This window comes from Agromyces intestinalis (genome assembly GCF_008365295.1).
GTDB classification, from domain to species: Bacteria; Actinomycetota; Actinomycetes; order Actinomycetales; family Microbacteriaceae; genus Agromyces; species Agromyces intestinalis.
In genome coordinates, this window is sequence record NZ_CP043505.1 from 363,677 (window position 1) to 390,298 (window position 26,622).

Genomic DNA, 26,622 nt, shown 5'->3' on the forward strand with positions numbered 1-26,622 from the left:
ACTTTCGTACCGGGGAACTGGCCCCGGAGCCCGAAACAGTCTAGCAGAGGAATCCGGTGACCCACAGTTCCGACGAGCCCACGACCGTGCCCGAGGCCGACGAGGCCGCAGCCGACGCGGTCGACGAAGCCACCCGCGACATCGCCGAGGTGCCCGCGGTCGAGATCATCACGACCGCCGCCGTGCACCTGATGAGCGCCGCGGCGGTCAAGGTCGGGCTCGCCGACGACCCCGACGCGCAGCTCGACCTCGACGAGGCGCGCAAGCTCATCAACGCCCTCGCGGGGCTCATCACGGCCGGCGCCCCCGAGATCAGCGACATGCACGCACGCAGCCTGCGCGACGGACTGCGGTCGCTGCAGCTGGCGTTCCGCGAGGCCTCCCCCATCCCCGACGCGATCGGGCACGGGCCCGGTGAGAAGTGGACGGGGCCGGTCACCTGAGCCGTTCCGTCCGTCTGCGCCGTTGCACGCTCACCGCTGGCAGTTCGGGCACCAGAACGTGACGCGCTCCTCACCCTCGACGCGGCCGAGCTCGCCCCGGTCGATGCGAGTGCCGCAGCGGCGGCACGGCTCGCCGCCGCGCCCGTAGACCCAGAGTCGCTCACCGCGTCGGTCGACGCCCGTGGTCACCCGCGCGATGCGGTCGCGGTTCGCGACGATGAGCCGTCGCCCCAGGTCGACGACCGCGTCGAGGTCGGACACGTCGCCGATGCGCCGGTGCGGTCGGATGCCTCGGAGGAAGCACAGCTCGTTGACGTAGACGTTGCCGAGGCCGGCGAGGTTGCGCTGGTCGAGCAGGGCCACCGCGATCGGCACGTCGGGAGCTGTCGCGATACGTCGCACCGCCTCTCCGGCATCCCAGTCGGGTCCGAGCAGGTCGGGCCCGAGGTATCCGACCGCATCGGGCTCGGCGTCGCGCGCGATGACCTCGACCATGCCGAGCTCGAACCCCACCGCCACCGCGTCGGACGTCTCGAGCACCGCGCGAGCCAGGTGAGCCGGGCGGTTCCACCGCTCGCCCGGCCGGAACACCCGCCAGCTGCCCTCCATCTTCAGGTGGGAGTGGATTGTGGCATCGCCCGTGCGAATGAGCAGGTGTTTGCCGCGCGCGGCGACCTCGTCGACCGTGCGGCCCGACAGGTCGACGGTCGCGAACCTCGGCACCCGGAAGTCGGTGCGGGTGAGCAGCCGGCCCTCGAGCGCCCGCCGGAGCCGCACTGCGGTCTGGAAGACGGTGTCACCCTCGGGCATCGATGCGGAGCCCCTTCGGCGTCTCGGCGAACCCGGCGGCCTGCAGCGCCCGGCCGAGCGGTGTGCCGATGACGAAGCCGCCGTTGACGCTCTCGACCGCGAGCCGCCGGACGCGGCCGCTGCGAACGAGTCCGGCGATCGCGTCGGCAGCCGCCCGCAGCACCCGTTCGTCGTCGACGTAGGCGAGCATGGTCTTGCCGCCGCGTTCGACGTAACCGACGAGCTCGCCGTCGACGAGGGCGACGAGCGCCCCGGCCTTGCGCGCCGCACGGTGCGAGCTCTCGCCCGGCGGATCGGGCCAGCCCAGGGCGGCGCCGTACGCGTTCGCCGGGTCGGTCGCGGCGAGCACGACGACCTTCGGCTCGTCGGCGGTCGGCCGGTCGTCGCGATCGGCATAGCCCCGCAGGCGGTCGACCGCACCCGCGCCGGCGAACTGCGCGGCGCCGAGCCGGTCGACGAAGTAGCCGCGGCGCGCGCGACCCGACTCCTCGAATCCGCGCAGCGTGCGGTAGACGAGCGCGAACCCGCCGATGACCCCTTCGGCGACGGCGGTGCCGCGCGTGACCACGCCGTACCGGTCGAGCAACATCTCGCCGAGGGCGTGCGCACGGCGGGTGGCATCGTCGTCGGGAACCGGCAGGATCGACCACCGGCCCGCGACCGAGGGCGGCCCGGTACGGCTCGGCATGCTGGGTCGCGGGAGCGACCTGCCCCGGAGCATCCGCGACCTGGGCGTTTGGCGCGGAGCCTTGTGCGCGCTGCGCCCGCCCGCGACGAGCGCGCGCAGCGGGGCGAACGTGTCGTTCGTGATCAGACCGGCCCAGGCGAGGCCCCACAGCGCCTCGACCAGTTCGTCGTCGGCGACGGGGCTCTCGAGTTCACCGAAGCTGCCAACCGCGTCGGCGAGCTGGCGGAAGAAGTAGGCGCCGCCCGACCCGAGGGCGACGAGGATCTCGCGCTGCAACGGCGTCGTCTCGACCTCGAGCGCCGGCTCGAGCGTGAGCGGCGCCGACTCGGCCAGGTGCAGTGTGACCCACCCGTCGTCGCCGGCGAGCGCGCCGGCGCCCGCCCACACGACCTCGCCGGTCGCCATCAGCTCGTCGAGCATCGCGGGGCTGTAGTCGGAGACTCGTGCCGGGAGCACCAGCGATTCCCACGCCGACGCGGGAAGGCGCGCGCCTTCGAGCTGCTCGATCGCCGCCAGCACGCCGTCGATGCCGCGCAGCGGCCGGCCGACGTGCTGCCACTCGGGCAGGAACCTCGCCAGTGCCCGCTGCGGCACTGGCTCGACCTCGTGGCGCAGCGCGGCCAGCGAGCGCCGGCGAAGCCGCCGCAGCACCTCGGCGTCGCACCACTCGGTCGTGGTGCCGTTCGGGCGGAACTCGCCCTCGACGACGCGCCGCTCGTCGGCGAGCCGGCGCAGCGCGGCCTTCGCGACCGCGACCCCGATACCGAACCGATCGGCGGCCTCCTCTGCGCCGAACGGGCCGTGCGTACGCGCATACCGGCCGACCAGATCGCCGAGCGGATCGCCGACGTGCTCGGCGAACGCCACGGCGACGCCCGGTGGCACCGGGACGCCGAGCGCATCACGCAGCCGACCGACGTCCTCGACGGCAGCGACGTGCTCGCGCCCCGCGAAGGTGAGCCGCACCGCTCGCCGCGCCGCGATGAGCTCGGCGGTCGCCGACGAGGCATCCGTGTCGTCGGCGACGCGTGCGGCGACCTCGTCGTCGGTCAGCGGACCGAGCACGCGAAGCAGGTCGGCGACGCCCTCGGTGCCGCGCACCCTGCGGTCGTCGGCGAGTCGCTGCAGCTCGCGCTCGGTCTGCTCGATGACGCCGGGGTCGAGCAGCTCGCGCAACTCGACCCGGCCGAGGAGCTCGCCGAGCAGGGCCGAGTCGATCGCCAGCGCGGCCGCTCTGCGCTCGGCCAGGGGCGAGTCGCCCTCGTACATGAACGCGCCGACGTAGCCGAACAGGAGTGAGCTGGCGAAGGGGCTCGGCGAATCCGTCGTGGTCTCGACCAGGCGCACCCGCCGTGCGGCGATGTCGCGCGCGAGCTCGGTCAGCGCGGGCACGTCGTAGACGTCTTGCAGCACCTCGCGCACGGTCTCGAGGATGATCGGGAAGGTCGGGAAGGCGCTCGCGACCTCGAGCAGCTGCGCGGCGCGCTGGCGCTGCTGCCAGAGCGGCGAGCGCCGCCCGGGCTGGTAGTTCGGCAGCAGCAGGGCGCGTGCCGCGCACTCGCGGAATCGGCTCGCGAACAGCGCCGAACTGCCCACCTCGTCGGTCACGAGCTGTTCGAGCTCGTCGGCCTCGAACACGAACAGGTCGGCACCCGGCGGATCGACCCCGGTGTCGGGAATGCGCACGATGATGCCGTCGTCGGCGGCGACCGCAGCACCGTCGACGCCGTGCCGCTCACGCACCCGTGCGGCCACCGCGAGTGCCCACGGTGCGTGCACCGGCATGCCGAACGGCGAGTGCAGGATGACCCGCCAGTCGCCCAACTCGTCGCGGGTGCGTTCGACCACCAGCGTGCGATCGCTCGGCACGTGCCCGGTTGCCTTGCGCTGGTCGGCGAGGAAGGCGAGCAGATTCGCGGCCGCGAATCGGTCGAGGCCGGCGGCGGTGATGCGCACCTGCGCGTCGGCGACGGCGGCCGTCGAGAGCTCGCGCATGAACCCGCCGAGGGCCCGCCCGAGCTCGGCGGGCCGGCCGAGCCCGTCGCCCTTCCAGAACGGCACCCGCCCGGGCTGTCCGAACGCGGGCACCACGTTCACCCGATCGAACGTGATCTCTTGGATGCGCCAGCTCGTCGCGCCGAGCGCGAACACGTCGCCGACTCGCGACTCGTAGACCATCTCTTCGTCGAGTTCGCCCACGCGCCGACCGCCCGCCTCGTCGCCGACGAGGAACACGCCGAACATGCCTCGATCGGGGATCGTGCCGCCGCTGGTGACGGCGAGCCGTTGCGCACCGGGGCGGCCGACGATCGTGCCGGCCTGGCGATCCCACACGATGCGCGGGCGCAGCTCGCCGAAGCGGTCGGACGGATAGCGGCCGGCGAGCAGGTCGAGCGTCGCCTCGTACGCCGACCTCGGCAGACCGGCGAACGGCGCCGCACGCCGCACCGCGTCGAACCACCCGTCGACGTCGAGCGGATCGACCGCGGCGGCCGCGATGGTCTGCTGGGCGAGGATGTCGAGCGGGTTCGCCGGCACCCGCATGGTCTCGATCGCGCCCGCGAGCATGCGCTCGCTCGTGACCGCTGCGTGCACGAGGTCGGCGCGCTGCTTCGGGAAGATCACCCCGCGCGACACCTCGCCCACCTGGTGGCCGGCTCGGCCGAGCCGCTGCAGCCCGCTCGAGACCGAGGGCGGCGACTCGACCTGCACGACCAGGTCGACCGCGCCCATGTCGATGCCGAGTTCGAGGCTCGACGTCGCCACCACGCAGCGCAGCCGCCCGCTCTTCAGGTCGTCTTCGATCTCGGCGCGCTGCTCTTTGCTCACCGAGCCGTGATGGGCGCGGGCGAGCACCTGCGGCGCGCCAGACGTCGAGCCCGACTGCGCCATGACCGCAGCGGGCGGACCGGTCGCCGCGTTGGCCACGAGGAGCGCGTCGCGTTCGGATGCCTCGAGCGCGAGTTCGTTCAATCGCGCCGTGAGGCGTTCGGCGAGCCTGCGGGAGTTGGCGAACACGATCGACGATCGGTGCGCCAGCACCTGGTCGAGGATCGCCTCCTCGACGTGCGGCCAGATCGACCCGGTCGCGTCGTCGTTCGCGGGCAGCTGCGCCATGTCTTCGACCGGCACCACCACCCGCAGGTCGAACCGCTTCTCGCTCGGCGGGGCGACGATCTCGACCGGCGCGCTCGCGCAGAGGAACCGCGCCACCTCGTCGACCGGCCGCACCGTCGCCGAGAGCCCGATGCGCTGGGCGGGCTTCGGCAGCAGCGCGTCGAGGCGCTCGAGCGAGAGCGCGAGGTGCGCGCCGCGCTTCGTCGCCGCGACTGCGTGGATCTCGTCGACGATCACCGTCTCGACGGTGCGAAGGGTTTCGCGCGCCTGCGAGGTGAGCATGAGGAACAGCGACTCGGGCGTGGTGATGAGGATGTCGGGCGGCGTACGCAGCAGCGCACGCCGGTCGGAGGCGGGGGTGTCGCCCGAGCGCACCCCGACGCTCACGTGCGGCGGCTCGACGCCGAGTCGCTCGGACACCCGTGCGATACCGGTGAGCGGCGCCCGCAGGTTGCGTTCGACGTCGACGCCGAGCGCCTTCAGCGGCGAGAGGTACACGACACGCGTGCCGGACTCGGTCGGCGGCGGCTCGGCGTGCAGCCGGTCGATCGCCGAGAGGAACGCCGACAGCGTCTTGCCCGACCCCGTCGGCGCGACGACCAGGGCGTGCGCGCCGCGCCCGATCGCCGCCCACGCGGCGGCCTGCACGGTCGTCGGCGCGCGGAACGACTCGGCGAACCACGTGCGCGTGGCTTCCGAGAAGGCGTCGAGCGGGGCATCCACCATCCCGTCCATCCTGCCGCGCACCGCCGACATCCGCGCAGCGCTGCGGTCGGCGCCGTTCAGCCGTCCGAGGGCAGTTCGCCGAGCACCCGCTCGACGGCTTCGATCGTGCGGGCCACCTCCGTGGCATCCGTGCCTCGATTGCTCACCGAGAAGCGCACGATCTCGCGACCCCTCCAGCGCGACGGCGATGCCCAGACGACGCCGTCGTCGACCAGACCGCGCACGAGCGCCGCCGTGCGTGCGTCGTCCTCGGCCGCGACGCAGACCTGCGTGAAGACGACGTCGTTGACGATCTCGAGCCCGGGCAGGGCGGCGAGGCCGTCGGCGAGGTCGCGAGCCGATGCGACGAGGCCGTCGACGAGGTCGGCGACGCCGGCCCGTCCGAGCGAGCGCAGCGTCGCCCACACGGACACGCCGCGGGCCCGGCGCGACAACTCGGGCGTGTGATCGTACGGTTCGGACACGGCGCCGGGGACGGGCAGGTACGCCGCGTGGGCGCCGAGCGCCGCCGCCATCGCCGACTCGTCGCGTACGATCGCCACGCCGCAGTCGTAGGGCACGTTGAGCGTCTTATGCGCGTCGGTCGCCCATGAGTCGGCCGCCTCGAAGCCCGTCACGAGGTGCCGCAGCGACGGACTCGCCGACGCCCACAGCCCGAATGCCCCGTCGACGTGCACCCACGCGCCCGCGGCGTGCGCGACGTCGATCGCCGCCGCGAAGTCGTCGAAGGCGCCCGAGTGCACGTCGCCGGCCTGCAGCGCGACGATCACCGGCCCGGCGCCCTCGGCGAGCGCGGCCTCGAGGCCGCGCACGTCGATACGGCCCTCGTCGTCGGCCCCGACCGTGCGCGGCAGGCCGAGGCCCGCCATCCGGCCCGCGAGCGCCATCGAGCTGTGCACGGCGTCGCCGGCGAGGAACCGCACCGGGGGTGCGCCCGCCAGGCCATCGCGTTCGACGTCCCATCCGGCTCGCCGCAGCACCTCGCCCCGCGCGGACAGCACGCACGAGAGGTTCGCCGTGGTGCCGCCGGTGACGAAGCCGACCCCGCTGCCCGGCGGCAGCCCGAAGAGGTCGAGCAGCCACCTCGCGGCCAGTTCCTCGACGGCTGCGGTGCCCGGCGTCGGGATGCGCGAGCCGGTGTTCTGGTCCCATGCCGAGACGAGCCAGTCCGCGCCGAGCGCGGCGGGGTGGATGCCACCGATCACGAACCCGTAGAACCGCGGCGACGACATCGCCGTGAGTCCCGGCTCGATCGCCTCGGCCAGCTCGTCGATGACGGCGGCGGGATCGCGGCCTTCATCATCGAGTTCGGTACCGAGCGCCGCAGCGACCTCCTCGGGTGTCGCAGCCGCAGCGACCGGCCGCTCCCCCACCGAGTTCAGCCACTCGCGCGCGTGGTGCTCGGCCGCGGCCAGCACCGCCGTGTACTCGTCATCGGGCATGTCGTGCTCCCCTCGAACGACACGCCCATCATGCGCCGCGCGCGCCGCAGCGGCAATCCGGCTCTTCCCCTGCGGGGTGTGGGCGGGGCGGAGCGTCGGCGATACTGTCGGCGAGGAGGGCGAGGAGTACGGGTCCAGCATGCTGCGGCGGCGGCTCCTGCGCGAGCACCCGGCCGGGTGGAGGCGGCTCTGGTCGCTGCCGGCCGAGTGATTTCCTTCAAGCGCGACAGCGAGCAACTCCTCACCAGAAGGTATTCCAACGCAGAGGAGCGCCCCATGAGCACAGTGGTCATGAATGCCTCGGTGTCGGTCGACGGCTTCATCGCCGACGAGAACGACGATCCGGGACCGCTGTTCGAGTGGTTGGTCAGCGGTGACGTGCCGCTGGATGACAGCGGCGTCTTGAAGGTGTCGCAGGCGTCCTACGACCACATCCGGCCGTACTGGGATCAGGTCGGGGTGACGATCGCCGGTCGCCACGTCTTCGACATCACGGACGGCTGGGACGGGACGCCGCCGAGCGGGATCGACCACGTCGTCGTCGTGACCCACCGGGGCAGGCCCGAAGGCTGGGATCCCGAGGCGCCGTTCCACTTCGTCGACGGCATCGAGGCCGCCGTGGACAGGGCGCGGGAGCTTGCGGGTGACCGCATCGTCGAGTTCGCCGCAGGCGACGTCGGTGGCCAGGCACTCGTCGCGGGCCTGGTCGACGAGGTGCGCATGGATGTCGCACCCGTCGTGTTCGGGTCCGGCAAGCGGTACTTCGGGTCGGTCCGCGCGCAGCACCTCTTGGAGGACCCCGACGTGGTGATCGAGGGCAACCGGGTGCTTCACCTGCGCTATCGCGTACGCCGTTGAGCGATCTGGACGGGAGCGAACGGCACACGCGACGACACCCTCGACTGCAGACCGGGCGATCGTCGGGTCGCTCGGGCGCGCATCGACGCGGCGCGGATGTCTCAGCTCGCGGTGAGCCGCACCGTGAGCGAGTCGACCGCGGTGGCGATCAGGTCGTCAGCCGCCCACCGCCTGGCGAGGCGCGCCGTCGTGGCGTCGAGCTCCTCGCGCGTCAGACCTGCCACGAGGGCCAGGCGCACCACCAGCTCTGGGCCGGCGAGCCGCGCGTCGGCGTCTCCGGCGCGCAGCTCGACGCCCACGACCGCGAGCTCGGTCGCGATCGAGCGCTCGAAGGCCGCCTGCACCTCATCGGACTCGAACGGCGGTCGCCACGGCCGCGACTGCGCCACCGCCCAGACCGCCGGCCGGCGCAGCACGAACTCGCCGGGCGAGCCCGGGTCGAGCACGACGAGGTCGGTGCCGTCGTCGGCGGCCGCCAGGGCGACGCGCACCCCGTCGGCGGGCACCGGCCGGGCAGCCGGATTCCAGCGCGACATCGCCGCGACCGACGAGAAGACCGGCAGCACTCGCCGGCCGTCGGGGCCGGCGACCGTGACGATCGAGAGCTCCTGGCTCTTGTCGATGGCGAGACCGTGCGCACCGAGCTCGATTCCCCCGTCGCCGAGTTCGGCGAGCAGCGGGATCAGGAGCCGCGAGGCGCCGAACGCCTGCACGACATCGGCCTGCCCGCCGTCACCCGACCGGAAGCGGCCGACGGCTGCCGCGAGCAGCGGCGGTGCGCTGCCGTCGTCGGCCGCATGCGGGTTCTGCTCGAACGACCGCCCCGCCCAGGGGCGACCGGCCGAATCGGCGTCGCCGCCCGGGGTATCCGGTCGCCCAGCGTCCGCGACCATCAGTGCGAAGCGACGTCCAGGGCTTCGGGCAGCGTGAACGCGCCCGCGTACAGCGCCTTGCCCACGATCGCGCCCTCGAGGCCCTGGGGAACCAGCTCGCGGAGCGTCGCGATGTCGTCGAGGCTCGAGATGCCGCCCGACGCGACGACGGGGCGGCGTGTGCGCTCCATCACCTGACGAAGCAGGTCGACGTTCGGCCCCTGCAGGGTGCCGTCCTTGGTGACGTCGGTGACGACGTAGCGGGCAGCGCCGGCGTCCTCGAGGCGGTCCATGACGGCCCACAGGTCGCCGCCGTCCTTCGTCCAGCCGCGTGCGGCGAGCGTCGTGCCGCGCACGTCGAGGCCGACGGCGATCGCCTCGCCGTACTGCGCGATGACCGAGGCCGCCCACTCGGGGTTCTCGAGGGCCGCGGTGCCGAGGTTGATGCGCTTCGCGCCGATCTCGAGCGCGTGCTCGAGCGACGCGTCGTCGCGGATGCCGCCCGAGAGCTCGACGTTCACACCTCTGACCTGGCGGATGACCTTCTTCAGCACGCCGCCGTTGGATCCGCGACCGAATGCCGCGTCGAGGTCGACGAGGTGGATCCACTCGGCGCCCTGGTCGGCCCAGTCGACCGCCGCGTCGACCGGGTCGCCGTAGCTCGTCTCGGTGCCGGCCTCGCCCTTGGTCAGGCGGACCGCCTTGCCCCCCGCGACGTCGACCGCCGGAAGCAGTACCAGGCGGGGGGTCTTGTTGAACTCACTCATCACTGTCCTCGAATCGGATGCCGCAAATTCGGCGTTCGGCACAGTCACAGCATCCTAGTCGCGTCGGAGCCCCGGCGTTGACCATCACTGAGGCCGGCTCAGTTCTCAGTCGAGCGATCGCAGCCAGTTCGCGAGCAGCTTGATGCCGGCCTCGGCCGATTTCTCGGGGTGGAACTGCGTCGCCGACAGCGGTCCGTTCTCGACGGCGGCAAGGAACCGGCCGCCGTGATCGGCCCACGTGAGGCTCGGCCGCGGGAACGGCGGCATGACGTCGAGTGACCACGACTGCGCGGCGAACGAATGCACGAAGTAGAAGCGCTCGTCTTCGATGCCGTCGAACAGCACGCTGCCCTCGCCTGCGTCGACCGTGTTCCAGCCCATGTGCGGCAGCACTTCGGCGGGCAGTTCGGTCACCGAGCCCGGCCACTCGCCGAGGCCCTCGGTGTCGACGCCACGCTCGACGCCGTGCTCGAACATCACCTGCATGCCGACGCAGATGCCGAGCACCGGCCTGCCGCCGGCGAGTCGCCGGTCGACCACCTCGTCGCCGCGCACCGCGCGAAGCTGCTGCATGACCGCGGCGAACGCGCCGACGCCGGGAACCACGAGCCCGTCGGCCTCGAGCGCCGCGGTGCGATCGGCGGTCAGCTCGACCTCGGCTCCGGCACGCTCGAGCGCCTTGGCAGCGGAGTGGACGTTGCCCGACCCGTAGTCGAGCAGCACCACCCGCTTCGGACGCGTCACAGGGCGCCCTTCGTCGAGGGGACGCCGCTGACCTGCGGGTCGAACGCCTTCGCCTGGCGGAACGCGCGCGCGAACGCCTTGAACTCGCTCTCGGCGATGTGGTGCGGGTCACGGCCCGCGAGGACGTTCACGTGCACGGTGAGCGCCGCGTTGTACGCGATCGCCTCGAACACGTGCCGCACCATCGAACCCGTGAAGTGACCGCCGATGAGGTGGAACTCGAAGCCCTCGGGCTCGCCGGTGTGCACCAGGTACGGCCGCCCCGAGATGTCGACGACGGCCTGCGTGAGTGCGTCGTCGAGCGGCACCAGCGCGTCGCCGTAGCGCGAGATGCCGCGCTTGTCGCCGAGCGACTCGCGGATCGCCTGCCCCAGCACGATGCCCACGTCCTCGACGGTGTGATGAACGTCGATGTGCACGTCGCCCGTCGCCCGAACGGTGAGGTCGGTCAGCGAGTGCTTCGCGAACGCGGTGAGCAGGTGGTCGTAGAACGGCACGCCCGTCTCGATGTCGCTGGTGCCGGTGCCGTCGAGGTCGACCGACAGGTCGATGCTCGATTCGCTCGTCTCGCGCTGCACGCGGGCGATCCGCCGTGCGGTCGGGGTGGTCATACGTCCATCCTATTCGGGCCGATTCGGCACGTCTCGGCGCGCTTCGTATGCCCTTCGGGCAAGCGGTTCGGGCACTACCCGTGGCGGTTCGGAGCGAACGCGGCGATCGCCTCGAGGAACGCGGTCGTCTCGATCTCGGTGCCGGCCGTGACGCGGAGGGTGTTGGGCAGGCCGATCTCGCGGATCAGGATGCCTCGGGCCAGCAGCGCCTCGAACACGGCGTGCGGGTCGTCGACGCCACCGAAGAGCACGAAGTTCGAGCCGCTGCGGTACGGGTGGAAGCCGAGCCGGGAGAGCTCGGCCGAGATGCGCTCACGCTGGCCGCGGATTTCGTCGACCATCCCGAGCATGAGGTCGCTGTGCGCGAGTGCCCCCAGCGCGGCCGCCTGAGTCAGCGCCGACAGGTGGTACGGCAGCCGTACGAGCCGCAGCGCGTCGACGACCGCCGGATCGGCGGCGAGGTAGCCGACCCGCGCGCCCGCGAACGCGAACGCCTTGCTCATCGTGCGCGAGACGACCAGGCGCGGGTGGTCGGGCAGCAGTTCGAGCGCGCTCGGCGTGCCGGGGTCGGCGAACTCGTGGTACGCCTCGTCGACGATCACGATGCCGTGCGCCGCGTCCGCGACCGCACGGATCGTCTCGAGCGACAGCGGCGTGCCGGTGGGGTTGTTCGGCGCGCAGAGCAGCACCAGGTCGGGGTCGTGCTCGCGGATGGCACGCACCGCCGTGTCGGGCGAGAGCTCGAACTCCTCGTCGCGAGGGGCGGCGATCCATGCGGTGCCGGTGCCCGACGCGAGCAACGAGTACATCGAGTACGTCGGCGCGAAGCCGAGGGCCGTGCGGCCCGGCCCGCCGAACGCCTGCAGCAGGTGCTGCAGCACCTCGTTCGAGCCGTTCGCCGCCCAGAGCTGCTCACGGACGAGCCCGTGCCCCAGGTAGGCGGCGAGCGCGTCGCGCAGTTCGGTGAACTCGCGGTCGGGGTATCGATTCAGCCCGATCACGGCGGCGGCGATTCGAGCGACGATGTCGTGGGCGACTGCCTCGGGGATCGGATGGGTGTTCTCGTTGACGTTGAGGGCGACGGGGACGACCTCCTGCGGAGCCCCGTAGGGCGACTTGCCGCGGAGGTCGTCTCGGATGGGGAGGTCGTCGAGGCTCGTCACCCGAACATGCTAGCCGCGCCGTCGAACGCGAGCCCGCCGAGTGCGACGCCGTCGACGCGCGAGGTCACTCGAAGACGGGGAGCGCGAGTTGCTGACCGGGCTGGATCGCGTCGCGCAGCCCGTTGAGGCGCACGATCTCGTCGATGATCTCGCGCGGGTCTTCGCCGGGGGCGATCGATTCGGCGAGCTCCCAGAGCGTGTCGCCGGTCGCGACCGTCACGGTGCGGAACGACGTCGCGCCGCGGACGGGGTCGGTGTCGGCCGCCGCGGCACCGGCACCGAGCACGGCCATCGCCGTGAACAGTGCGATGGGGACGCCGGCGACAGCCGTCAGCACCACTCGCCCACGGCGGGTGAGGCGCAGCCGCGTGCGCGGCGCGAGCGGCGTGCCCGGGCCGGAGACCGGTGATGCCCCGGCCTGCGACGACGTGGCCGACGAGAGCACGGCGGGCGGCGGTGGTGCGTACCCGCCGATGGATCCGGTTGCGGCGAACGAGCTCATGACCCCTCCGATTGCGTGGCGAGTCGTGTCGGGCGCTCGGCCGGGAGCGCCCGACACGAAACTCTGTTCCGAATGTATCTTCGAATGAACTGAAGCGCAACCACCCGGCGCCCGGGATTCTTCGCGCGCGCGTTCGCGACACGCTCGAACAGATGTTTGCCGCATGCTCACCGCCCGGATACAGTTTCGAATGTCGACACGAGTCGATCACCTACCACCGACATCGGCCCGGTGCGGCCGCAACGAGGGGCGGATCCCGTGACCAACCAGACCGAGGGCCAGCGCGACACCGGGCGGGTGCGCCGCCGGCGCAACCTCAGCCCGAAGCAGGTCTCGATCCTCGAGGTGATCCAGTCGTCGGTGGCCTCACGCGGGTACCCGCCGAGCATGCGCGAGATCGGCGACGCCGTCGGGCTCTCGTCGCTCTCGAGCGTCACGCACCAGCTCAACCAGCTCGAACTCGCCGGTTACCTCCGACGCGACCCGAATCGGCCGCGTGCGCTCGAGGTGCTCATCGAGCTGCCCGGCTCCGAGGAGCGCACCGCCGAGTCGGGCTCGGCGGCCCCGGTGGGCGACGCCGCGATGGTGCCGCTCGTCGGTCGCATCGCGGCGGGCGTGCCGATCACGGCCGAGCAGCAGATCGAAGAGGTCTTCCCGCTCCCCCGCCAGCTCGTCGGCAAGGGCGAGCTGTTCATCCTGAAGGTCGTCGGCGAATCGATGATCGACGCCGCGATCTGCGACGGCGACTGGGTCGTCGTGCGCTCGCAGCCCACCGCCGAGAACGGCGAGATCGTCGCGGCGATGCTCGACGGCGAGGCGACCGTGAAGGTGCTGCGCCAGCGCGACGGCCACACGTGGCTGCTGCCCCGCAACACCGCCTTCGAGCCGATTCTCGGCGACCACGCCGAGGTGCTCGGCAAGGTCGTCGCGGTGATGCGCGCGGTCTAGCGAATCGACACCGGCACCGGCACCGGCACCGGCGCGACCGTCGGCGCGAGCGAGCCCAGCCAATCGGTCACGGTTCGCATGAACCCCGGGTGGTCGTCGCGGAACACGGTATGCCCGGTGCCGGGCAGGGTCTGCACCGTCATGCCGAGCAGGCGCAGCGAGGCGGCCGCCGCATCCGTGATGAGCAGGCTCTTCTCGGCGAGCACGACGAGGCTCGGCGCGACGAGGCGGGCGGGCGGCATGAGCGGGCGGGTGTCGGCGAAGCCGAGAATGGTGCGCTTGTCCCAGTCGCGCAGCGTCGCCAGCTCGATCTCGACGTCGGCCGGGTCCCAGCGGGGGTTCATTTTCACGAGGGCCGATCGTCGCGGGCGCGGCGCGACCGCGAAGAAGGCCTTGAAGAGCATGCCCCGGATGCCGCGGGGGAACGCGAACGCGGGGTCGACGTAGATCGCGGCGCGGGGAGCGAGCCGATCGGCGACGAGGCTCGCGACGAGGGCGCCGAGCGAGTGCCCCATGACCACGTCAGGCGCACCGTCGAGCATCGGTTCGAGGGTCTCGATGACGTCGTCGGCCCACGACGACGGCGAGTAGCTGCGAGAGCGCGGGCTGCGGCCGTGACCGGCGAGGTCGACGGCGATCACCCGGAAGCCGTGCTGCTCGAGTTCGGCGGTCACCCGGTGCCAGGCGCGCGAGTCGGACATGATGCCGTGGACGAGGATCGCGGTCCGGGGCCCCGCCCCCGACTCCTGCACTGCGAGCTGCATGCCCAGAGCGTACGGCCGCCGGCTGTGCGTCGGCCCGGCCGCGGCTGAGCGGATGCTTCGAGTCATCCGCTCAGCCGCGCCGCCCGCGCGAACGGGCGGGCTCAGCCCGCCAACGCGGCGCGCACCTCCCGTGCCGCTTCGACGACGTGACGCAGCGAGGCGACCGTCTCGTCGTAACCTCGGGTCTTCAGGCCGCAGTCGGGGTTCACCCAGAGCCGAGTCGCCGGGATCTCGGCGACGGCGCGCTCGAGGAGCGATCGCACCTCCTCCGCGCTCGGCACCCGCGGCGAATGGATGTCGTAGACCCCCGGACCGATGCCGTGGTCGAACCCGCTCGAGGCGAGGTCGTCGACGACCTCCATCCGGCTGCGTGCGGCTTCGATGCTCGTGACATCCGCATCGAGCCCGCGGATCGCGTCGATGATCGCACCGAACTCGGAGTAGCAGAGGTGGGTGTGCACCTGCGTGTCGGGGGCCGCCCCGCCCGTGGCGAGCCGGAACGCTCCCACCGACCAGTCGAGGTAGGCGGGCTGGTCGGCCCGGCGCAGCGGCAGCAGTTCGCGAAGCGCGGGTTCGTCGACCTGGATGACCCGGATGCCCGCGCGCTCGAGATCGGCGACCTCGTCGCGCAGAGCCAGTGCGACCTGCGTCGCAGTATCGCCGAGCGGCTGGTCGTCGCGTACGAACGACCACGCGAGGATCGTGACGGGGCCCGTGAGCATGCCTTTCACCGGCTTCTCGGTGAGCGACTGCGCGTACGCCGACCACTCGACCGTCATCGGCGCGGGCCGCGACACGTCGCCCCACAGGATCGACGGCCGCGTGCACCGCGACCCGTACGACTGCACCCACCCGTGCTCGGTGACGGCGAACCCGTCGAGGAGCTCGGCGAAGTACTGCACCATGTCGTTGCGCTCGGGCTCGCCGTGCACGAGCACGTCGAGGCCCAGCTCCTCCTGGAGGCGGATGACCCGTTCGATCTCACCGCGCATCGCGGCGCGGTAGCCGTCGTCGTCGAGCTCGCCGCCGGCGAGGTGCGCTCGCGCCCGGCGGATCTCGGAGGTCTGCGGGAAGGACCCGATCGTCGTGGTGGGCAACTCGGGCAGACCGAGCGACGCCTGCGCCTCGACTCGAGCGCCGTAGCCGACACGGGCGAAGTCGGCGCTGGACAGCGCCGCCACCCGGGCGCGCACGGCCGGTTCCCGGACCCCGGGCGCGGCGGCTCGGTCGGCCAGCGCACGCGACGCGGCATCCAACTCGTCGGAGATGGCCGCGCGCCCTTCGGCCAGCCCACGAGCGAGCACCGCCACCTGCCCGACCTTCTGATCGGCGAAGGCGAGCCAGCTGCGCAGTCGAGCGTCGAGCGCGGTCTCGTCGTCGACGTCGTGCGGCACATGCTGCAGCGACGTCGACGTCGACACCGCCACGCTCGCCGACCGCGAGCGCAGCGCGTCAGCGCGATCGAAAGCGGCGGCGAGGTCGCCGCGCCAGATGTTGCGACCGTCGACGACGCCGGCGACGAGGGTCTTGGCGGCGAGCGCCTCCTCGGTCGCCGGGTCGAGCAGGTCGGGCACCGCGCCGCGCACGAGATCGAGGCCGATCGCCTCGGCGGGCGATGCCGCCAGCACCGCGAGCGCGTCGCCCAGCTCGCCGTACGGCGCGGCGACGAAGATCGCCGGGCGGTCGTCGGCCGCACCGAGCACGTCGTACGCCTCCGCGGCCGCAACGAGCGCCCGCTCGCGGGAGTCGGGCAGCGACTCGCTCACGAGCGCCGGCTCGTCGAGCTGCACCCACTCGGCACCCGCCGCTCGCAGATCGGCGAGCAGCCGGGCGTAGACGGGCAGCAGATCGCCGAGGCGGTCGATCGGCCGGAACCCGGCCGGGGCGCCGTCGGCAGGCTTGGCGAGCAGCAGCAGCGAGACCGGGCCCACGAGCACCGGCCGGGTGACGAACCCGGCGGCACGCGCCTCGACCACGTGCGCGACGAGGTCGTCGCTGCGTGCCGCGAACACCGTCTCGGGCGCGATCTCGGGCACGAGGTAGTGGTAGTTCGTGTCGAACCATTTCGTCATCTCGAGGGGTGCGTCGACGCCGTCGCCGCGTGCGAGGGTGAACGCGCCGTCGAGGTCGACTCCGCCGGCGCCGCGCAGGTGCTCGAATCGCGGCGGCACCGCGCCGGTCGCCACGATCGCGTCGAGCACCTGGTCGTAGTGCGAGAAGGTCTCGGGGATCGACGAGTCGGTGCGACCGAGGCCGAGCTCGGCAAGTCGTTCGCGCGTCGCCGTGCGCAGGTCGGCCGCGCGGGCCGCGAGCTCGGCCGCGTCGATCGCGCCCGACCAGTACGCCTCGACGGCGCGCTTGAGTTCGCGGCGACGGCCGATGCGTGGGTACCCGAGCACGGTGCCGTGGGGGAAGGTTGCGGCGGTCATCGTTCTGATGCGGTCCTCTCGTCGGTGATGCCGACCCGCTCGAGCACGTCGAGCACGGCCTCATGGCGGTTGAAGGTGTACAGGTGCACGCCGGGTGGGCTGCCCGCGAGGACGTCGCTGACGAGTCGGGCGGCGAACGCGACGCCGAGTTCGGTCTGCGCCTCGAGATCGGGCTCGACCTCGAGCCCGATCTCGAGCTCGGACGGCGGCACGACCCCGGTCAGCTCGGTCAGCCTCGCGAGTCGGGCGGGCGAGGTGACCGGCATGATTCCGGGGAGGATGGGGATCGTCACGCCGGCGGCGCGGGCACGCTCGACGAAGTCGAGGTAGTGCTCGGCATGCCAGAAGAGCTGGGTGATCGCGAGATTCGCCCCGGCCACCTCTTTCGCGAGGAGCGCGTCGATGTCCTGGCTGAGGTTGCGCGAGCGCGGATGCCCCGTCGGGAATGCCGCGACCGCCACCCGCTCGGGCCGGGGGCGATCGGCGATGCGCGACGCGCCGGGCACGCCCGACATGGTCGCGGTGCCGAACGGCTCGCGCTCCTGCTGGACTCGATGGATGAGCTGCACGAGCTCGGCCGCAGTGCGCAGCTCGCCGAGACCGGCGTCGGGGTCGTGCGGGTCGACGCCGACGGGCGGGTCGCCGCGCAGTGCCAGGAAGCTCGTGATGCCCGCGTCGAGGAACTCGCGCACGAGCCGGTTGGCCTCCTCGTGCGTCGAGCCGACGCAGGTGAGATGGGCCATCGGTTCGACGTCGGTGTGTTCGAGGAGGTAGCGCAGCACCGTCAACGAGCGGTCGCGCGTCGACCCGCCGGCACCGAAGGTCACCGAGATGAACGCGGGTCGCGCCTCGGCGAGCCGGTCGATGGTGCGGCCGAGCGCGAGCGCCGCCGCGTCGGAACGGGGCGGGAAGAGCTCGAACGACACCGGCGGTCGGCCGGCGGTGTGGGAATCAGGCCCCTGCGCGGTCATCTGCATCCTCGAGAGATGCCGTCACACGGGATGCGGCACGCCGCGCTCCCCGCGGGACGGCGGGTCTGCTCGCGGGCGGGTGCCGGGCTCGGCGGTCGCTCCTGGCGGCGGGCATCCGGCCCGTCGCCGACGATCATCTGCGACGATACGCCAGGTCGGGTCGCGTACGCGGGAAATGTGACCGAGGGTGACGGATGCCGCGAAGCCGCGTCGTCCGAAGCGGCTCAGTCGACCGGATCGGTCGCCGCGGCCGGTCGATCGATCAGGCGAGCGCGCCGGCGCCGACGCGGAACGCGTCGAGCTGCCCTGCGAGTTCGGGCGAGACCAGCGCACGCACGCGTGTGCCATCGCCGACGTACTCGATCGACAGGACACGGGACGTCTCATGCAGGTTCGAGATCACCTCGCCGCGATCGTACGGCACCAGCAGATCGACCTCGACCGACGGGTCGGGCAGCATGCGCCCGATCGCGTCGAGCACCTCGTCGACGCCCTCGCCGGTGCGAGCCGACGCGAACACGGCGTTCGGCTCGAGCCCGCGCAGCACGAGCCGCTCTTCCGGCGTGACGAGATCGGCTTTGTTGAACACCACGAGCTCGGGGAGGTCGCGCGCCCCGACCTCGCCGATCACGTCACGAACGGTCGCGATCTGCCCGGCGGGGTCGGGATGCGCCGCGTCGACGACGTGCACGATGAGATCGGCGTCGCCGACCTCCTCGAGCGTCGAACGGAACGCCTCGACGAGCTGGTGGGGAAGGTTGCGCACGAACCCGACCGTGTCGGCGATCGTGTACACCCGGCCGTCGGCGGTGGTGTTGCGACGCACGGTCGCGTCGAGGGTCGCGAACAGGGCGTTCTCGACGAGCACGCCCGCGCCCGTGATGCGGTTGAGCAGGCTCGACTTGCCGGCGTTCGTGTACCCGGCGATCGCGACCGACGGCACCGCATTGCGCTTGCGGTTCGCACGCTTGGCGTCTCGGGCCGGCTTCATGCCGGCGATCTGCCGACGCAGCTTGGCCATGCGGGTGTGGATGCGGCGACGATCGAGTTCGATCTTCGTCTCACCGGGGCCACGCGAACCCATGCCCGCTCCGGCGCCGCCGACCTGGCCACCGGCCTGACGGCTCATCGACTCGCCCCAGCCGCGCAGGCGCGGCAGCAGATACTCGAGCTGCGCGAGCTCGACCTGCGCCTTGCCCTCGCGGCTCTTGGCGTGCTGGCTGAAGATGTCGAGGATCACCGCGGTGCGGTCGATGACCTTCACCTTGACCGCGTCCTCGAGGGCACGCCGCTGGCTCGGGGCGAGCTCGGTGTCGGCGACCACGGTGTCGGCGCCGAGGGCAGCGACGATGTGGCGCAGCTCTTCGACCTTGCCGCGGCCCAGGTACGTGCTGGGGTCGGGGTGCGGCCGTCGCTGGAGGACGCCGTCGAGCACACGCGCGCCCGCGGTCTCGGCGAGCGCCGAGAGCTCGCGCAGCGAGTTCTCGGCTTCGTCGAGCGAGCCCTGCGAGTACACGCCGATGAGTACGACGTTCTCGAGACGCAGCTGCCGGTACTCGACCTCGGTGACATCCTGCAGCTCGGTAGAGAGTCCGCTGACGCGCCGAAGCGCCGCGCGCTCGTCGCGGTCGAACTGCTCGCCGTCGGCCGAGGTGGCCGGCGAGGCATCCGTTCGCTGGATCGAGGTGGCGGTCGACGCGTCGAACCGAGTGACCTCGGCACGCTGCTCGACGCTGCGCAGCACGCGCTCGACGTCGTCGTCGTGGTGCTGGTGCGCGTCTTCGTTCATCCTGTCCACCCTACTTCGCTTTCCTGCGACCCGTCCCAGCTGGGATAGGTTCGCCGTATGCCCCAGGAGCACTACTTCTCGCCGAGCCCCGCTGCGCCCGAATCGCTGCGCAGCATCCCGGTCCGGCTCGCGGGGCGCGACCTGGAGGTCGTCACCGCGCCCGCGGTGTTCAGCCCCGGCCACCTCGATGGCGGCACCGCGGTGCTACTCGACGAGGTTCCCGACCCGCCCGCGACCGGGCACCTGCTCGACCTCGGCTGCGGGTGGGGCGCGATCGCGATGTCACTCGCGATCACCGCGCCCGAGGCGACGGTCTGGGCGGTCGACGTGAACGACCGGGCCCTCGACCTCGTGCGGCGCAACGCCGATCGTCACGGCCTGTCCAAGGTCAACGCGGTGCGACCCGACGGTGTTCCCGACGGCGTCGAGTTCGCGACAATCTGGTCGAACCCGCCGATCCGGGTCGGCAAGGCCGTCCTGCACGAGCTGATGCTCACCTGGCTGCCGCGCCTGCAGCGCGGTGGCACGGCGTGGCTCGTCGTGCAGAAGAACCTCGGCGCCGACTCGCTGCAGCGCTGGCTCGCCGAGCAGTTCGCCGACGGGTACGAGGTGTCGCGCGCGGCGACCTCGAAGGGGTTCCGGGTGCTGCGGGTCGACCGCGCGTGAGCGCGTCCGTCAGCCCAGCGCGAGCACGCCGTCGAACACGAGCTCAGCCGGGCCGCTCAGCCACACCCGCTCGCCCTCGTCCGAGGCGGTGACGCGCACGCCCAGTACGCCGCCCGGCACCTGCACGCGCCATTCATCTGGCGCGCCCGCGCCCGCCCAGTAGCGCACTGCGACGGCGGATGCCACGGCACCCGTGCCGCACGAGAGCGTCTCGCCCGACCCGCGCTCGTGGACCCGCATCCGGATCCGACCCACGCCGTCTTCGACGAGCGGATCGGCGGGCACCACGAACTCGACGTTCGCCCCGGCGAGCGGCGCGGGCTCGAGAACCGGCGCGTACCCGAGGTCGAGTCCGGCGAGCTCGTCATCATCGGCGAGGGCGACCACCACGTGCGGGTTGCCCACGTCGATGCCGAGCCCGGGCCGCGCGACGGGCAGTGACTTCGCACGCACGAGCGGCTCGGCCGCCTCGCCCTCGGCGAGTCGCCAGACGCCGAGGTCGGCCTCGAACCCGCCCGGAGCACGCCGCACGCGACGGACGCCGGCGCGAGTGCCGATCGCGATCGACTCGTCGTCGGCGAGTTCGACCAGCGCCTGGTCGATGAGGAACGCGGTGAACACGCGGATGCCGTTGCCGCACATCTCGGACACCGACCCGTCGGCGTTCCAGTAGTCCATGAACCACACCGCGCGGGGGTCGTCGGCCAGCGTCGCTGCGCCCTCGGGCAGGTGCCGCGAACGCACGGCGCGGATCAGCCCGTCGGCGCCCACCCCGAACCGCCGGTCGCAGATCGCGGCGATCTGGGTCGGGGTGAGATCGAGGTCGCCGTCGGGGTCGCTCACCAGCACGAAGTCGTTGCCGGTGCCCTGCCCCTTCGTGAACGCGAGGTCGAAGGACATGCGGTTCAGTCTAGGGGCGCGCTCGGGCCGCCTCCCCCGTCGGCCCGGCCGGCCAACGCACCACGGCTACCCGAGCGCGACCTGGCGGGCCAGCTCCGCCGCACGCGCGTCGCGATCGTCGGGATCGACGACGTATGCCGCGACGTAGCGCTTGAACCAGCTCACCTGCCTGCGGGCATAGACCCGGGTGAGCTGCTGGGTCTCGGCAATCGCGTCGGCCTCGGTCATCGCACCGTCGAGCTGCGCGAGCGCCTGCTGGTAGCCGATTGCCCGCCGCGCGGTCGCACCGTGTTCGATGCCGAGCGACACGAGACCGCGGACCTCGTCGACGATGCCGTCGCGCCACATGAGCTCGACGCGGCGGTCGAGGCGCTCGACGAGGGTCGCGCGGTCGGCGCGCAGGTGCACGATGCGGTGCGGCCGCCACGGAACGGGCTCATCGGGAAGTCGGGCCGCCTTGGGTTCGCCCGTGAGCTCGATGACCTCGAGCGCACGCACGATGCGACGCCCGTTCTGCGCGTCGACCGCGGCGGCGGTGTCGGCGTCGATGGCTCGCAGCCGCGCGTGCAGCAGGCCGGGGCCCTGCGCTGCGAGCTCGCGCTCGAGGCGCGCTCGGATCGTGGCGTCCGTGCCCGGGAACCGGAAATCGTGGATCACGCCCGAGACGTACAGACCCGACCCGCCGACCAGCAACGCGACCGCGCCACGGGCGGTGATCGCATCGATGGTGTCGCGTGCGGCGGGCTGATAGCGCGCCACCGACGCCTCCTCGGTCACGTCGAGCACGTCGAGCAGGTGGTGCGGGATACCGCGACGCTCGTCGACCGCGAGCTTCGCGGTGCCGATGTCCATGCCGCGGTAGAGCTGCATCGCGTCGGCGTTCACGACCTCGGCCGGACGGCCGTCGCGGGCGAACGCCTCGGCGAGATCGAGAGCGAACGCCGACTTGCCCGCGCCCGTGGCACCGACGATCGCGATGAGGGTCACGTCGGAGGCCGTCAGCGCTGCGAGTCGCTCGGGTCGTAGATCGGCATGGTGCCGACGCCGGGCGAGACGAGCGGCTCACGACCGATGCGCAACGACGGCAGGCCGAGCGACACGCGCCCGGTCACGGCCGCCTCGCTCGCGCCCGGGTCTGCGGGGACCCCGCAGCTCTCGGCCTGCGAACGATCCCACGCGTCGCCCGCACGGGTGCGACGGATCGCCAGCGGCGCCCCGTCGACCGAGTCGGCGATGAGATGGAACGGCGCCGCCTGCGTGACGACGACCGAGACGACATCGCCGGGCCGCGGCACCGCCGAGCCCTCGGGAACCTCGAAATGCACGAGCCGGCTGTCTTCGGCGCGCCCGCTCAGGCGGTGCGTCTCAGCGTCCTTCTTGCCCTCGCCCGTCGAGACGAGCACCTCGACCGCGCGGCCGACGACCCGCTGGTTCTCTTCCCAGCTGATGCGCTCTTGCAGAGCGATGAGTCGTTCGTAGCGCTCTTGCACGACCTCTTTCGGAACCTGCTCGTCCATCGTCGCGGCGGGCGTGCCCGGGCGGATCGAGTACTGGAAGGTGAACGCGCTCGCGAACCGCGCCTGCTCGACGACGCGCAGCGTCGCCTGGAAGTCCTCCTCGGTCTCGCCGGGGAACCCGACGATGATGTCGGTCGAGATCGCCGCGTGCGGGATCTTCGCGCGCACCCGATCGAGGATGCCGAGGAACTTCTCGGAGCGGTACGAACGGCGCATCGCCCTCAGGATGCGATCGGAGCCCGACTGCAGCGGCATGTGCAACTGCGGCATGACGTTGGGTGTCTCGGCCATCGCGTCGATGACGTCGTCGGTGAAGGCCGCCGGGTGCGGGCTCGTGAACCGGATGCGCTCGAGGCCGTCGATCTGGCCGACAGCGCGCAGCAGCTTGCCGAACGCCTGCCGGTCGCCGAACTCGACGCCGTAGGAGTTCACGTTCTGGCCGAGCAGTGTCACCTCGATCGCACCGTCGTCGACGAGCGCCTGCACCTCGGCGAGGACGTCGCCGGGGCGGCGGTCTTTCTCCTTGCCGCGCAGCGACGGCACGATGCAGAACGTGCAGGTGTTGTTGCAGCCGACCGAGATCGAGACCCAGCCGCTGTAGGTGGAGTCGCGCTTGGTCGGCAGCGTCGAGGGGAACACCTCGAGCGCGTCGAGGATCTCGAGCTGCGCCTCGTCGTTGTGCCGGGCGCGCTCGAGCAGGCTCGGCAGCGAGCCCATATTGTGGGTGCCGAAGACGACGTCGACCCACGGCGCCTTCTCGAGGATGACGTTCTTGTCCTTCTGGGCGAGGCAGCCGCCGACGGCGATCTGCATGCCGGCGTGCCGACGCTTGACCCCGGCGAGGTGGCCGAGATTGCCGTAGAGCTTGTTGTCGGCGTTCTCGCGCACGGCGCACGTGTTGATGACGACCACGTCGGGCTCGACGCCGTTCGCCGGCACATACCCGGCGGCCTCGAGCGAGCCCGAGAGCCGCTCGGAGTCGTGCACGTTCATCTGGCAGCCGAAGGTGCGTACCTCGTAGGTGCGTGGGCTGCACTCGGCCTCCTCGGCGGGCGCGAAGTCGGCGGCCCCGGCGAGCGGAGCCTCTCGAAGGGTGCTCATGATCGCACCAGTCTACGAGCGTTCGGCGGGCAGCACCTTCGCGACGGCGTCGCGCACGACGTCGGATGGATAGCCTCGCCGCTGGAGGAACGCCGACAGCCGGCGGTGTGCCGTGGCGGGTTCGAGCCCACGCAGCTGCCGCGCACGCCGCTCGGCGACCTCGAACGCCTGCGCACGCTCGGCATCGGGGTCGAGCTCGTCGACCGCCGCTCGCGCGACCGCCGGGTCGAGGCCACGGCGGGTGAGCTCGGACAGGATGGCGCCGCTGCCGCGACCGCGCCGAGTCGCCTGGACGTGTACGAGCTGCTCGGCCAGCCGCGCGTCATCGAGATACCCGAGTCGCTCGTACCGCTCGATCCACTCGTCGACCTCGACGTCGTCGAGCCCGTGCTCGACGAGCACGTCGCGCACCTCGGCTATGGACAGCGACGAACGCCGCAACCGTGACACGACCAGCCGGTCGATGCGCGCGTCTCGTTCGGCGCCGGTCTCGGGTTCGGAGTCGTTGCGCGGATCGCGTTCGGCGCCCTCGACGAGAGCGAGGCCGCGACGAGGTCGCGACCCGGCCGTGTCACCGCGCCGAAGCACCGGATGCCGCGCGTCGCGCGGCGCAGACGCCTCGAGTTCGCCGAGCGCGTCGGCGTCGTCGCGACCGGCGACGGCGCCGGGCCTCTCACCCGGCACCGCCCACGGCAGGTACGAGACCGAGGCGAGGTGCTCGTTCGACGACGCGTCGCTCATGCGGGCCTCTCCTCGGTCTCGTGTGGTGGTGCTGGTGTGCGTCAAGCGCCGCGGCGCTTGACCTCGATCGACTCGACGTTCGACGGAGCAGCCTGCGCACCCGCAGCGCCGATGCCGAGCTTCGCAAGGATCTTCTGCTCGATGTCGGCGGCGATGTCGGGGTTCTGCAGCAGGAAGTTGCGCGCGTTCTCTTTGCCCTGCCCGAGCTGGTCGCCGTCGTACGTGTACCAGGCGCCCGACTTCTTCACGATGCCCTGGTCGACGCCGTAGTCGATGAGCGAACCCTCGCGCGAGATGCCGACGCCGTACAGGATGTCGAACTCGGCCTGCTTGAAGGGCGGCGCCATCTTGTTCTTGACGACCTTGACGCGTGTGCGGTTGCCGACCGCCTCGGTGCCGTCTTTCAGGGTCTCGATTCGGCGGATGTCGAGGCGCACCGACGCGTAGAACTTCAGCGCCTTGCCACCGGCGGTGGTCTCGGGGCTGCCGAAGAACACGCCGATCTTCTCGCGGAGCTGGTTGATGAAGATCATCGTCGTGTTGGTCTGGTTGAGCCCGCCGGTGAGCTTGCGCAGCGCCTGCGACATGAGCCTGGCCTGGAGGCCGACGTGCGAGTCGCCCATCTCGCCCTCGATCTCGGCGCGGGGCACGAGGGCCGCGACCGAGTCGATGACGATGAGGTCGATCGACCCCGAGCGCACGAGCATGTCGGCGATCTCGAGCGCCTGCTCACCCGTGTCGGGCTGCGAGACGAGCAGCGCATCGATGTCGACACCGAGCTTCTTCGCGTACTCGGGGTCGAGCGCGTGCTCGGCATCGACGAACGCAGCGATGCCCCCCGCGCGCTGCGCGTTCGCGATGGCGTGCAGCGTGAGCGTGGTCTTGCCCGAGGACTCGGGGCCGTAGATCTCGATGATGCGGCCTCGCGGAAGACCGCCGACGCCGAGCGCGACATCGAGCGCGACGGAGCCGGTGGGAATGACTTCGACCGGGGCGCGCTCCTCGCTGCCGAGGCGCATCACCGACCCCTTGCCGAACTGGCGATCGATCTGGGCGAGTGCGGCTTCGAGGGCCTTCTCGCGGTCTACGGGTGAGGGCATCGGTGGGCTCCTTCATGCTCGGTGTGGCTGCCTTCAGACTGTCGATCCGTGCGCCGGGCCGTGACCCGGCACGTTTCTCGACAAGGCTTGGCGGATGGTTCCGACGTCTCCGACCGTATGGTCACCCTCCGACATTGGCCCGCATCGCTGCGTTGGATGTGGAGAGCGACGCCGGCGCCGCCCGCTGGGGAGGACATTACCGGGTTCACCGAACGGATGTTCGAAGGACGCGCCGCGTGTCGAACACGCGTTCGGGCGCGCTCAGCGCCCGGGGCGCTCGCGATGCTCGGGTCCGTGCCGTCGCTCGACCGGGACATCCATCGCCGCGCACAGCGCCGCCCACACGTCGCGAGGCGCCGCGCCCGCCGCGAGCGCCTCGCGCGCGGTGCGCCCGCCGAAGGTCTCGAGCCCGACGTCGCCGATGACGACCGCGCCGTACGCGGCGCCGAACTCCTGATCGACGGCGAACTGGAACTCGCTCAGCTTCACGGCCGGCACTCCCTCGGAAACAGACGATCGGCCGGTCGAAGGACCGGCCGATCGTGGGACGACGTCTGCGTCAGCGAACCATCATGTCCGCGTCGAATTCCGCGACGAGCTCCTCGGGGAGGCTGTCGGGAACCTGAGTGAGGCCCTCGAGCACCGCGATGCGGTCGCCCACCTCGTGCATGATCACCGAGATGGGCGTGTCGAGCGCCTCGGCGACCGAGGCGAGGATCTCGCTCGAGGCCTCTTTCTGACCCCGCTCGACCTCGCTCAGGTAGCCGAGCGCGACACTGGCCTTGCTCGCCACCTGGCGGAGGGTGCGGCCCTTCTGCAACCGGAAGTCCCGCAGCACATCGCCGATCTCCTGTCGAACCAGAACCATCGGAACCTCCTTCGTCTCATCGAGCCGACTCGTGAGGGGCGTACCCCTCGCGTCCTCGTACTCTAAGCCTTCCACACTGGAGTTT

24 protein-coding genes are annotated in these 26,622 nt (G+C 71.9%); 4 read left to right on the plus strand and 20 right to left on the minus strand.

What is annotated here, in order from left to right; all coding sequences use genetic code 11:
* The first annotated feature begins 86 nt into the window (after positions 1-86).
* Positions 87-443: a DUF1844 domain-containing protein gene (locus FLP10_RS01745; RefSeq protein WP_149162023.1), complete on the plus strand. Its 357-nt coding sequence runs from the start codon at positions 87-89 to the stop codon at positions 441-443.
* Between the two features lie 30 nt (positions 444-473).
* On the opposite strand, the gene FLP10_RS01750 is transcribed toward FLP10_RS01745, so the two are convergent.
* From FLP10_RS01750 to FLP10_RS01760, 3 genes are read right to left on the minus strand one after another with little or no spacing between them, the layout of a single operon-like run.
* On the minus strand, positions 474-1,253 hold the full coding sequence (locus FLP10_RS01750; RefSeq protein WP_149159303.1) for a DNA-formamidopyrimidine glycosylase family protein: 780 nt from the start codon (positions 1,251-1,253) through the stop codon (positions 474-476).
* Complete coding sequence (locus tag FLP10_RS01755) at positions 1,240-5,784, minus strand: ATP-dependent helicase (RefSeq protein ID WP_149159304.1); 4,545 nt, start codon at positions 5,782-5,784, stop codon at positions 1,240-1,242. The genes FLP10_RS01750 and FLP10_RS01755 overlap by 14 nt, the downstream gene beginning before the upstream one ends.
* 56 nt (positions 5,785-5,840) lie before the next feature.
* Positions 5,841-7,226: a pyridoxal phosphate-dependent decarboxylase family protein gene (locus FLP10_RS01760; RefSeq protein ID WP_149159305.1), complete on the minus strand. Its 1,386-nt coding sequence runs from the start codon at positions 7,224-7,226 to the stop codon at positions 5,841-5,843.
* 276 nt (positions 7,227-7,502) lie between these two features.
* Here FLP10_RS01760 and FLP10_RS01765 point away from each other — a divergent pair, with 276 nt between their 5' ends.
* On the plus strand, positions 7,503-8,084 hold the full coding sequence (locus tag FLP10_RS01765) for a dihydrofolate reductase family protein (RefSeq protein ID WP_149162024.1): 582 nt from the start codon (positions 7,503-7,505) through the stop codon (positions 8,082-8,084).
* Positions 8,085-8,185: 101 nt separating this feature from the next.
* Here the strand turns inward: FLP10_RS01765 and FLP10_RS01770 are convergent, their stop codons facing one another.
* From FLP10_RS01770 to FLP10_RS01795, 6 genes are all read right to left on the minus strand, one after another.
* A complete protein-coding gene (locus tag FLP10_RS01770; protein ID WP_149159306.1) occupies positions 8,186-8,977 on the minus strand; it encodes an SseB family protein in 792 nt (263 codons plus the stop codon).
* A complete protein-coding gene (gene priA / locus FLP10_RS01775; RefSeq protein WP_149159307.1) occupies positions 8,977-9,723 on the minus strand; it encodes a bifunctional 1-(5-phosphoribosyl)-5-((5-phosphoribosylamino)methylideneamino)imidazole-4-carboxamide isomerase/phosphoribosylanthranilate isomerase PriA in 747 nt (248 codons plus the stop codon). The genes FLP10_RS01770 and priA overlap by 1 nt, the downstream gene beginning before the upstream one ends.
* A gap of 105 nt (positions 9,724-9,828) precedes the next feature.
* Entirely contained in the window at positions 9,829-10,467 is a 639-nt protein-coding gene (gene hisH, locus FLP10_RS01780) for an imidazole glycerol phosphate synthase subunit HisH (RefSeq protein ID WP_149159308.1), read from the minus strand.
* A complete protein-coding gene (gene hisB / locus FLP10_RS01785; RefSeq protein WP_149159309.1) occupies positions 10,464-11,078 on the minus strand; it encodes an imidazoleglycerol-phosphate dehydratase HisB in 615 nt (204 codons plus the stop codon). The genes hisH and hisB overlap by 4 nt, the downstream gene beginning before the upstream one ends.
* A gap of 74 nt (positions 11,079-11,152) precedes the next feature.
* The gene (locus tag FLP10_RS01790) at positions 11,153-12,241 is read right to left on the minus strand and encodes a histidinol-phosphate transaminase (RefSeq protein WP_149159310.1); all 1,089 of its coding nucleotides are present in this window, start codon (positions 12,239-12,241) and stop codon (positions 11,153-11,155) included.
* Between the two features lie 64 nt (positions 12,242-12,305).
* Positions 12,306-12,743 carry a LysM peptidoglycan-binding domain-containing protein gene (locus tag FLP10_RS01795; protein ID WP_149159311.1) on the minus strand — a complete coding sequence of 146 codons (438 nt, stop codon included), beginning with the start codon at positions 12,741-12,743 and terminating at the stop codon, positions 12,306-12,308.
* Positions 12,744-13,001: 258 nt separating this feature from the next.
* On the opposite strand from FLP10_RS01795, the gene lexA reads away from it, so the two are divergent.
* Positions 13,002-13,691: a transcriptional repressor LexA gene (lexA, locus tag FLP10_RS01800; RefSeq protein ID WP_149159312.1), complete on the plus strand. Its 690-nt coding sequence runs from the start codon at positions 13,002-13,004 to the stop codon at positions 13,689-13,691.
* Here the strand turns inward: lexA and FLP10_RS01805 are convergent.
* The 4 genes from FLP10_RS01805 to hflX form a co-directional block, all read right to left on the minus strand.
* Complete coding sequence (locus FLP10_RS01805) at positions 13,688-14,455, minus strand: alpha/beta fold hydrolase (RefSeq protein ID WP_149159313.1); 768 nt, start codon at positions 14,453-14,455, stop codon at positions 13,688-13,690. The genes lexA and FLP10_RS01805 overlap by 4 nt on opposite strands.
* Positions 14,456-14,556: 101 nt before the next feature.
* The gene (metE, locus tag FLP10_RS01810; RefSeq protein ID WP_149159314.1) at positions 14,557-16,884 is read right to left on the minus strand and encodes a 5-methyltetrahydropteroyltriglutamate--homocysteine S-methyltransferase; all 2,328 of its coding nucleotides are present in this window, start codon (positions 16,882-16,884) and stop codon (positions 14,557-14,559) included.
* Positions 16,881-17,855 carry a methylenetetrahydrofolate reductase gene (locus FLP10_RS01815; RefSeq protein WP_149159315.1) on the minus strand — a complete coding sequence of 325 codons (975 nt, stop codon included), beginning with the start codon at positions 17,853-17,855 and terminating at the stop codon, positions 16,881-16,883. The genes metE and FLP10_RS01815 overlap by 4 nt, the downstream gene beginning before the upstream one ends.
* A 262-nt stretch (positions 17,856-18,117) precedes the next feature.
* Positions 18,118-19,644: a GTPase HflX gene (gene hflX / locus FLP10_RS01820; protein ID WP_149159316.1), complete on the minus strand. Its 1,527-nt coding sequence runs from the start codon at positions 19,642-19,644 to the stop codon at positions 18,118-18,120.
* Between the two features lie 57 nt (positions 19,645-19,701).
* On the opposite strand from hflX, the gene FLP10_RS01825 reads away from it, so the two are divergent.
* A complete protein-coding gene (locus FLP10_RS01825; RefSeq protein ID WP_149159317.1) occupies positions 19,702-20,310 on the plus strand; it encodes a class I SAM-dependent methyltransferase in 609 nt (202 codons plus the stop codon).
* Between the two features lie 9 nt (positions 20,311-20,319).
* On the opposite strand, the gene dapF is transcribed toward FLP10_RS01825, so the two are convergent.
* The 7 genes from dapF to FLP10_RS01860 form a co-directional block, all read right to left on the minus strand.
* Positions 20,320-21,210, minus strand: coding sequence for a diaminopimelate epimerase (gene dapF / locus FLP10_RS01830; protein ID WP_149159318.1), 891 nt, complete (start codon positions 21,208-21,210; stop codon positions 20,320-20,322).
* Positions 21,211-21,276: 66 nt separating this feature from the next.
* Positions 21,277-22,197 (minus strand): tRNA (adenosine(37)-N6)-dimethylallyltransferase MiaA, encoded by a 921-nt coding sequence (gene miaA / locus FLP10_RS01835; RefSeq protein WP_149159319.1) that lies wholly within the window; start codon positions 22,195-22,197, stop codon positions 21,277-21,279.
* A gap of 11 nt (positions 22,198-22,208) precedes the next feature.
* On the minus strand, positions 22,209-23,828 hold the full coding sequence (miaB, locus tag FLP10_RS01840) for a tRNA (N6-isopentenyl adenosine(37)-C2)-methylthiotransferase MiaB (RefSeq protein ID WP_149159320.1): 1,620 nt from the start codon (positions 23,826-23,828) through the stop codon (positions 22,209-22,211).
* Between the two features lie 12 nt (positions 23,829-23,840).
* Positions 23,841-24,569: a regulatory protein RecX gene (locus FLP10_RS01845; RefSeq protein ID WP_149159321.1), complete on the minus strand. Its 729-nt coding sequence runs from the start codon at positions 24,567-24,569 to the stop codon at positions 23,841-23,843.
* A gap of 41 nt (positions 24,570-24,610) precedes the next feature.
* On the minus strand, positions 24,611-25,669 hold the full coding sequence (recA, locus tag FLP10_RS01850) for a recombinase RecA (RefSeq protein ID WP_149159322.1): 1,059 nt from the start codon (positions 25,667-25,669) through the stop codon (positions 24,611-24,613).
* A 261-nt stretch (positions 25,670-25,930) separates the two neighbouring features.
* Complete coding sequence (locus FLP10_RS01855; RefSeq protein ID WP_149159323.1) at positions 25,931-26,158, minus strand: DUF3046 domain-containing protein; 228 nt, start codon at positions 26,156-26,158, stop codon at positions 25,931-25,933.
* 70 nt (positions 26,159-26,228) lie between these two features.
* Complete coding sequence (locus FLP10_RS01860) at positions 26,229-26,537, minus strand: helix-turn-helix domain-containing protein (protein ID WP_149159324.1); 309 nt, start codon at positions 26,535-26,537, stop codon at positions 26,229-26,231.
* Positions 26,538-26,622: the final 85 nt, after the last annotated feature.

Excerpts from the sequence above, each read along its gene's own strand:
- FLP10_RS01765 (WP_149162024.1), top strand. The coding sequence starts at position 7,503 with ATGAGCACAGTGGTCATGAATGCCTCGGTGTCGGTCGACGGCTTCATC.
- FLP10_RS01750 (WP_149159303.1), bottom strand. The coding sequence starts at position 1,253 with ATGCCCGAGGGTGACACCGTCTTCCAGACCGCAGTGCGGCTCCGGCGG.
- FLP10_RS01815 (WP_149159315.1), bottom strand. The coding sequence starts at position 17,855 with ATGACCGCGCAGGGGCCTGATTCCCACACCGCCGGCCGACCGCCGGTG.
- recA (WP_149159322.1), bottom strand. The coding sequence starts at position 25,669 with ATGCCCTCACCCGTAGACCGCGAGAAGGCCCTCGAAGCCGCACTCGCC.
- hflX (WP_149159316.1), bottom strand. The coding sequence starts at position 19,644 with ATGAACGAAGACGCGCACCAGCACCACGACGACGACGTCGAGCGCGTG.
- miaB (WP_149159320.1), bottom strand. The coding sequence starts at position 23,828 with ATGAGCACCCTTCGAGAGGCTCCGCTCGCCGGGGCCGCCGACTTCGCG.
- FLP10_RS01760 (WP_149159305.1), bottom strand. The coding sequence starts at position 7,226 with ATGCCCGATGACGAGTACACGGCGGTGCTGGCCGCGGCCGAGCACCAC.
- FLP10_RS01770 (WP_149159306.1), bottom strand. The coding sequence starts at position 8,977 with ATGGTCGCGGACGCTGGGCGACCGGATACCCCGGGCGGCGACGCCGAT.
- FLP10_RS01845 (WP_149159321.1), bottom strand. The coding sequence starts at position 24,569 with ATGAGCGACGCGTCGTCGAACGAGCACCTCGCCTCGGTCTCGTACCTG.
- FLP10_RS01805 (WP_149159313.1), bottom strand. The coding sequence starts at position 14,455 with ATGCAGCTCGCAGTGCAGGAGTCGGGGGCGGGGCCCCGGACCGCGATC.
- priA (WP_149159307.1), bottom strand. The coding sequence starts at position 9,723 with ATGAGTGAGTTCAACAAGACCCCCCGCCTGGTACTGCTTCCGGCGGTC.
- FLP10_RS01755 (WP_149159304.1), bottom strand. The coding sequence starts at position 5,784 with ATGGTGGATGCCCCGCTCGACGCCTTCTCGGAAGCCACGCGCACGTGG.
- FLP10_RS01860 (WP_149159324.1), bottom strand. The coding sequence starts at position 26,537 with ATGGTTCTGGTTCGACAGGAGATCGGCGATGTGCTGCGGGACTTCCGG.
- hisB (WP_149159309.1), bottom strand. The coding sequence starts at position 11,078 with ATGACCACCCCGACCGCACGGCGGATCGCCCGCGTGCAGCGCGAGACG.
- FLP10_RS01795 (WP_149159311.1), bottom strand. The coding sequence starts at position 12,743 with ATGAGCTCGTTCGCCGCAACCGGATCCATCGGCGGGTACGCACCACCG.
- FLP10_RS01825 (WP_149159317.1), top strand. The coding sequence starts at position 19,702 with ATGCCCCAGGAGCACTACTTCTCGCCGAGCCCCGCTGCGCCCGAATCG.
- dapF (WP_149159318.1), bottom strand. The coding sequence starts at position 21,210 with ATGTCCTTCGACCTCGCGTTCACGAAGGGGCAGGGCACCGGCAACGAC.
- metE (WP_149159314.1), bottom strand. The coding sequence starts at position 16,884 with ATGACCGCCGCAACCTTCCCCCACGGCACCGTGCTCGGGTACCCACGC.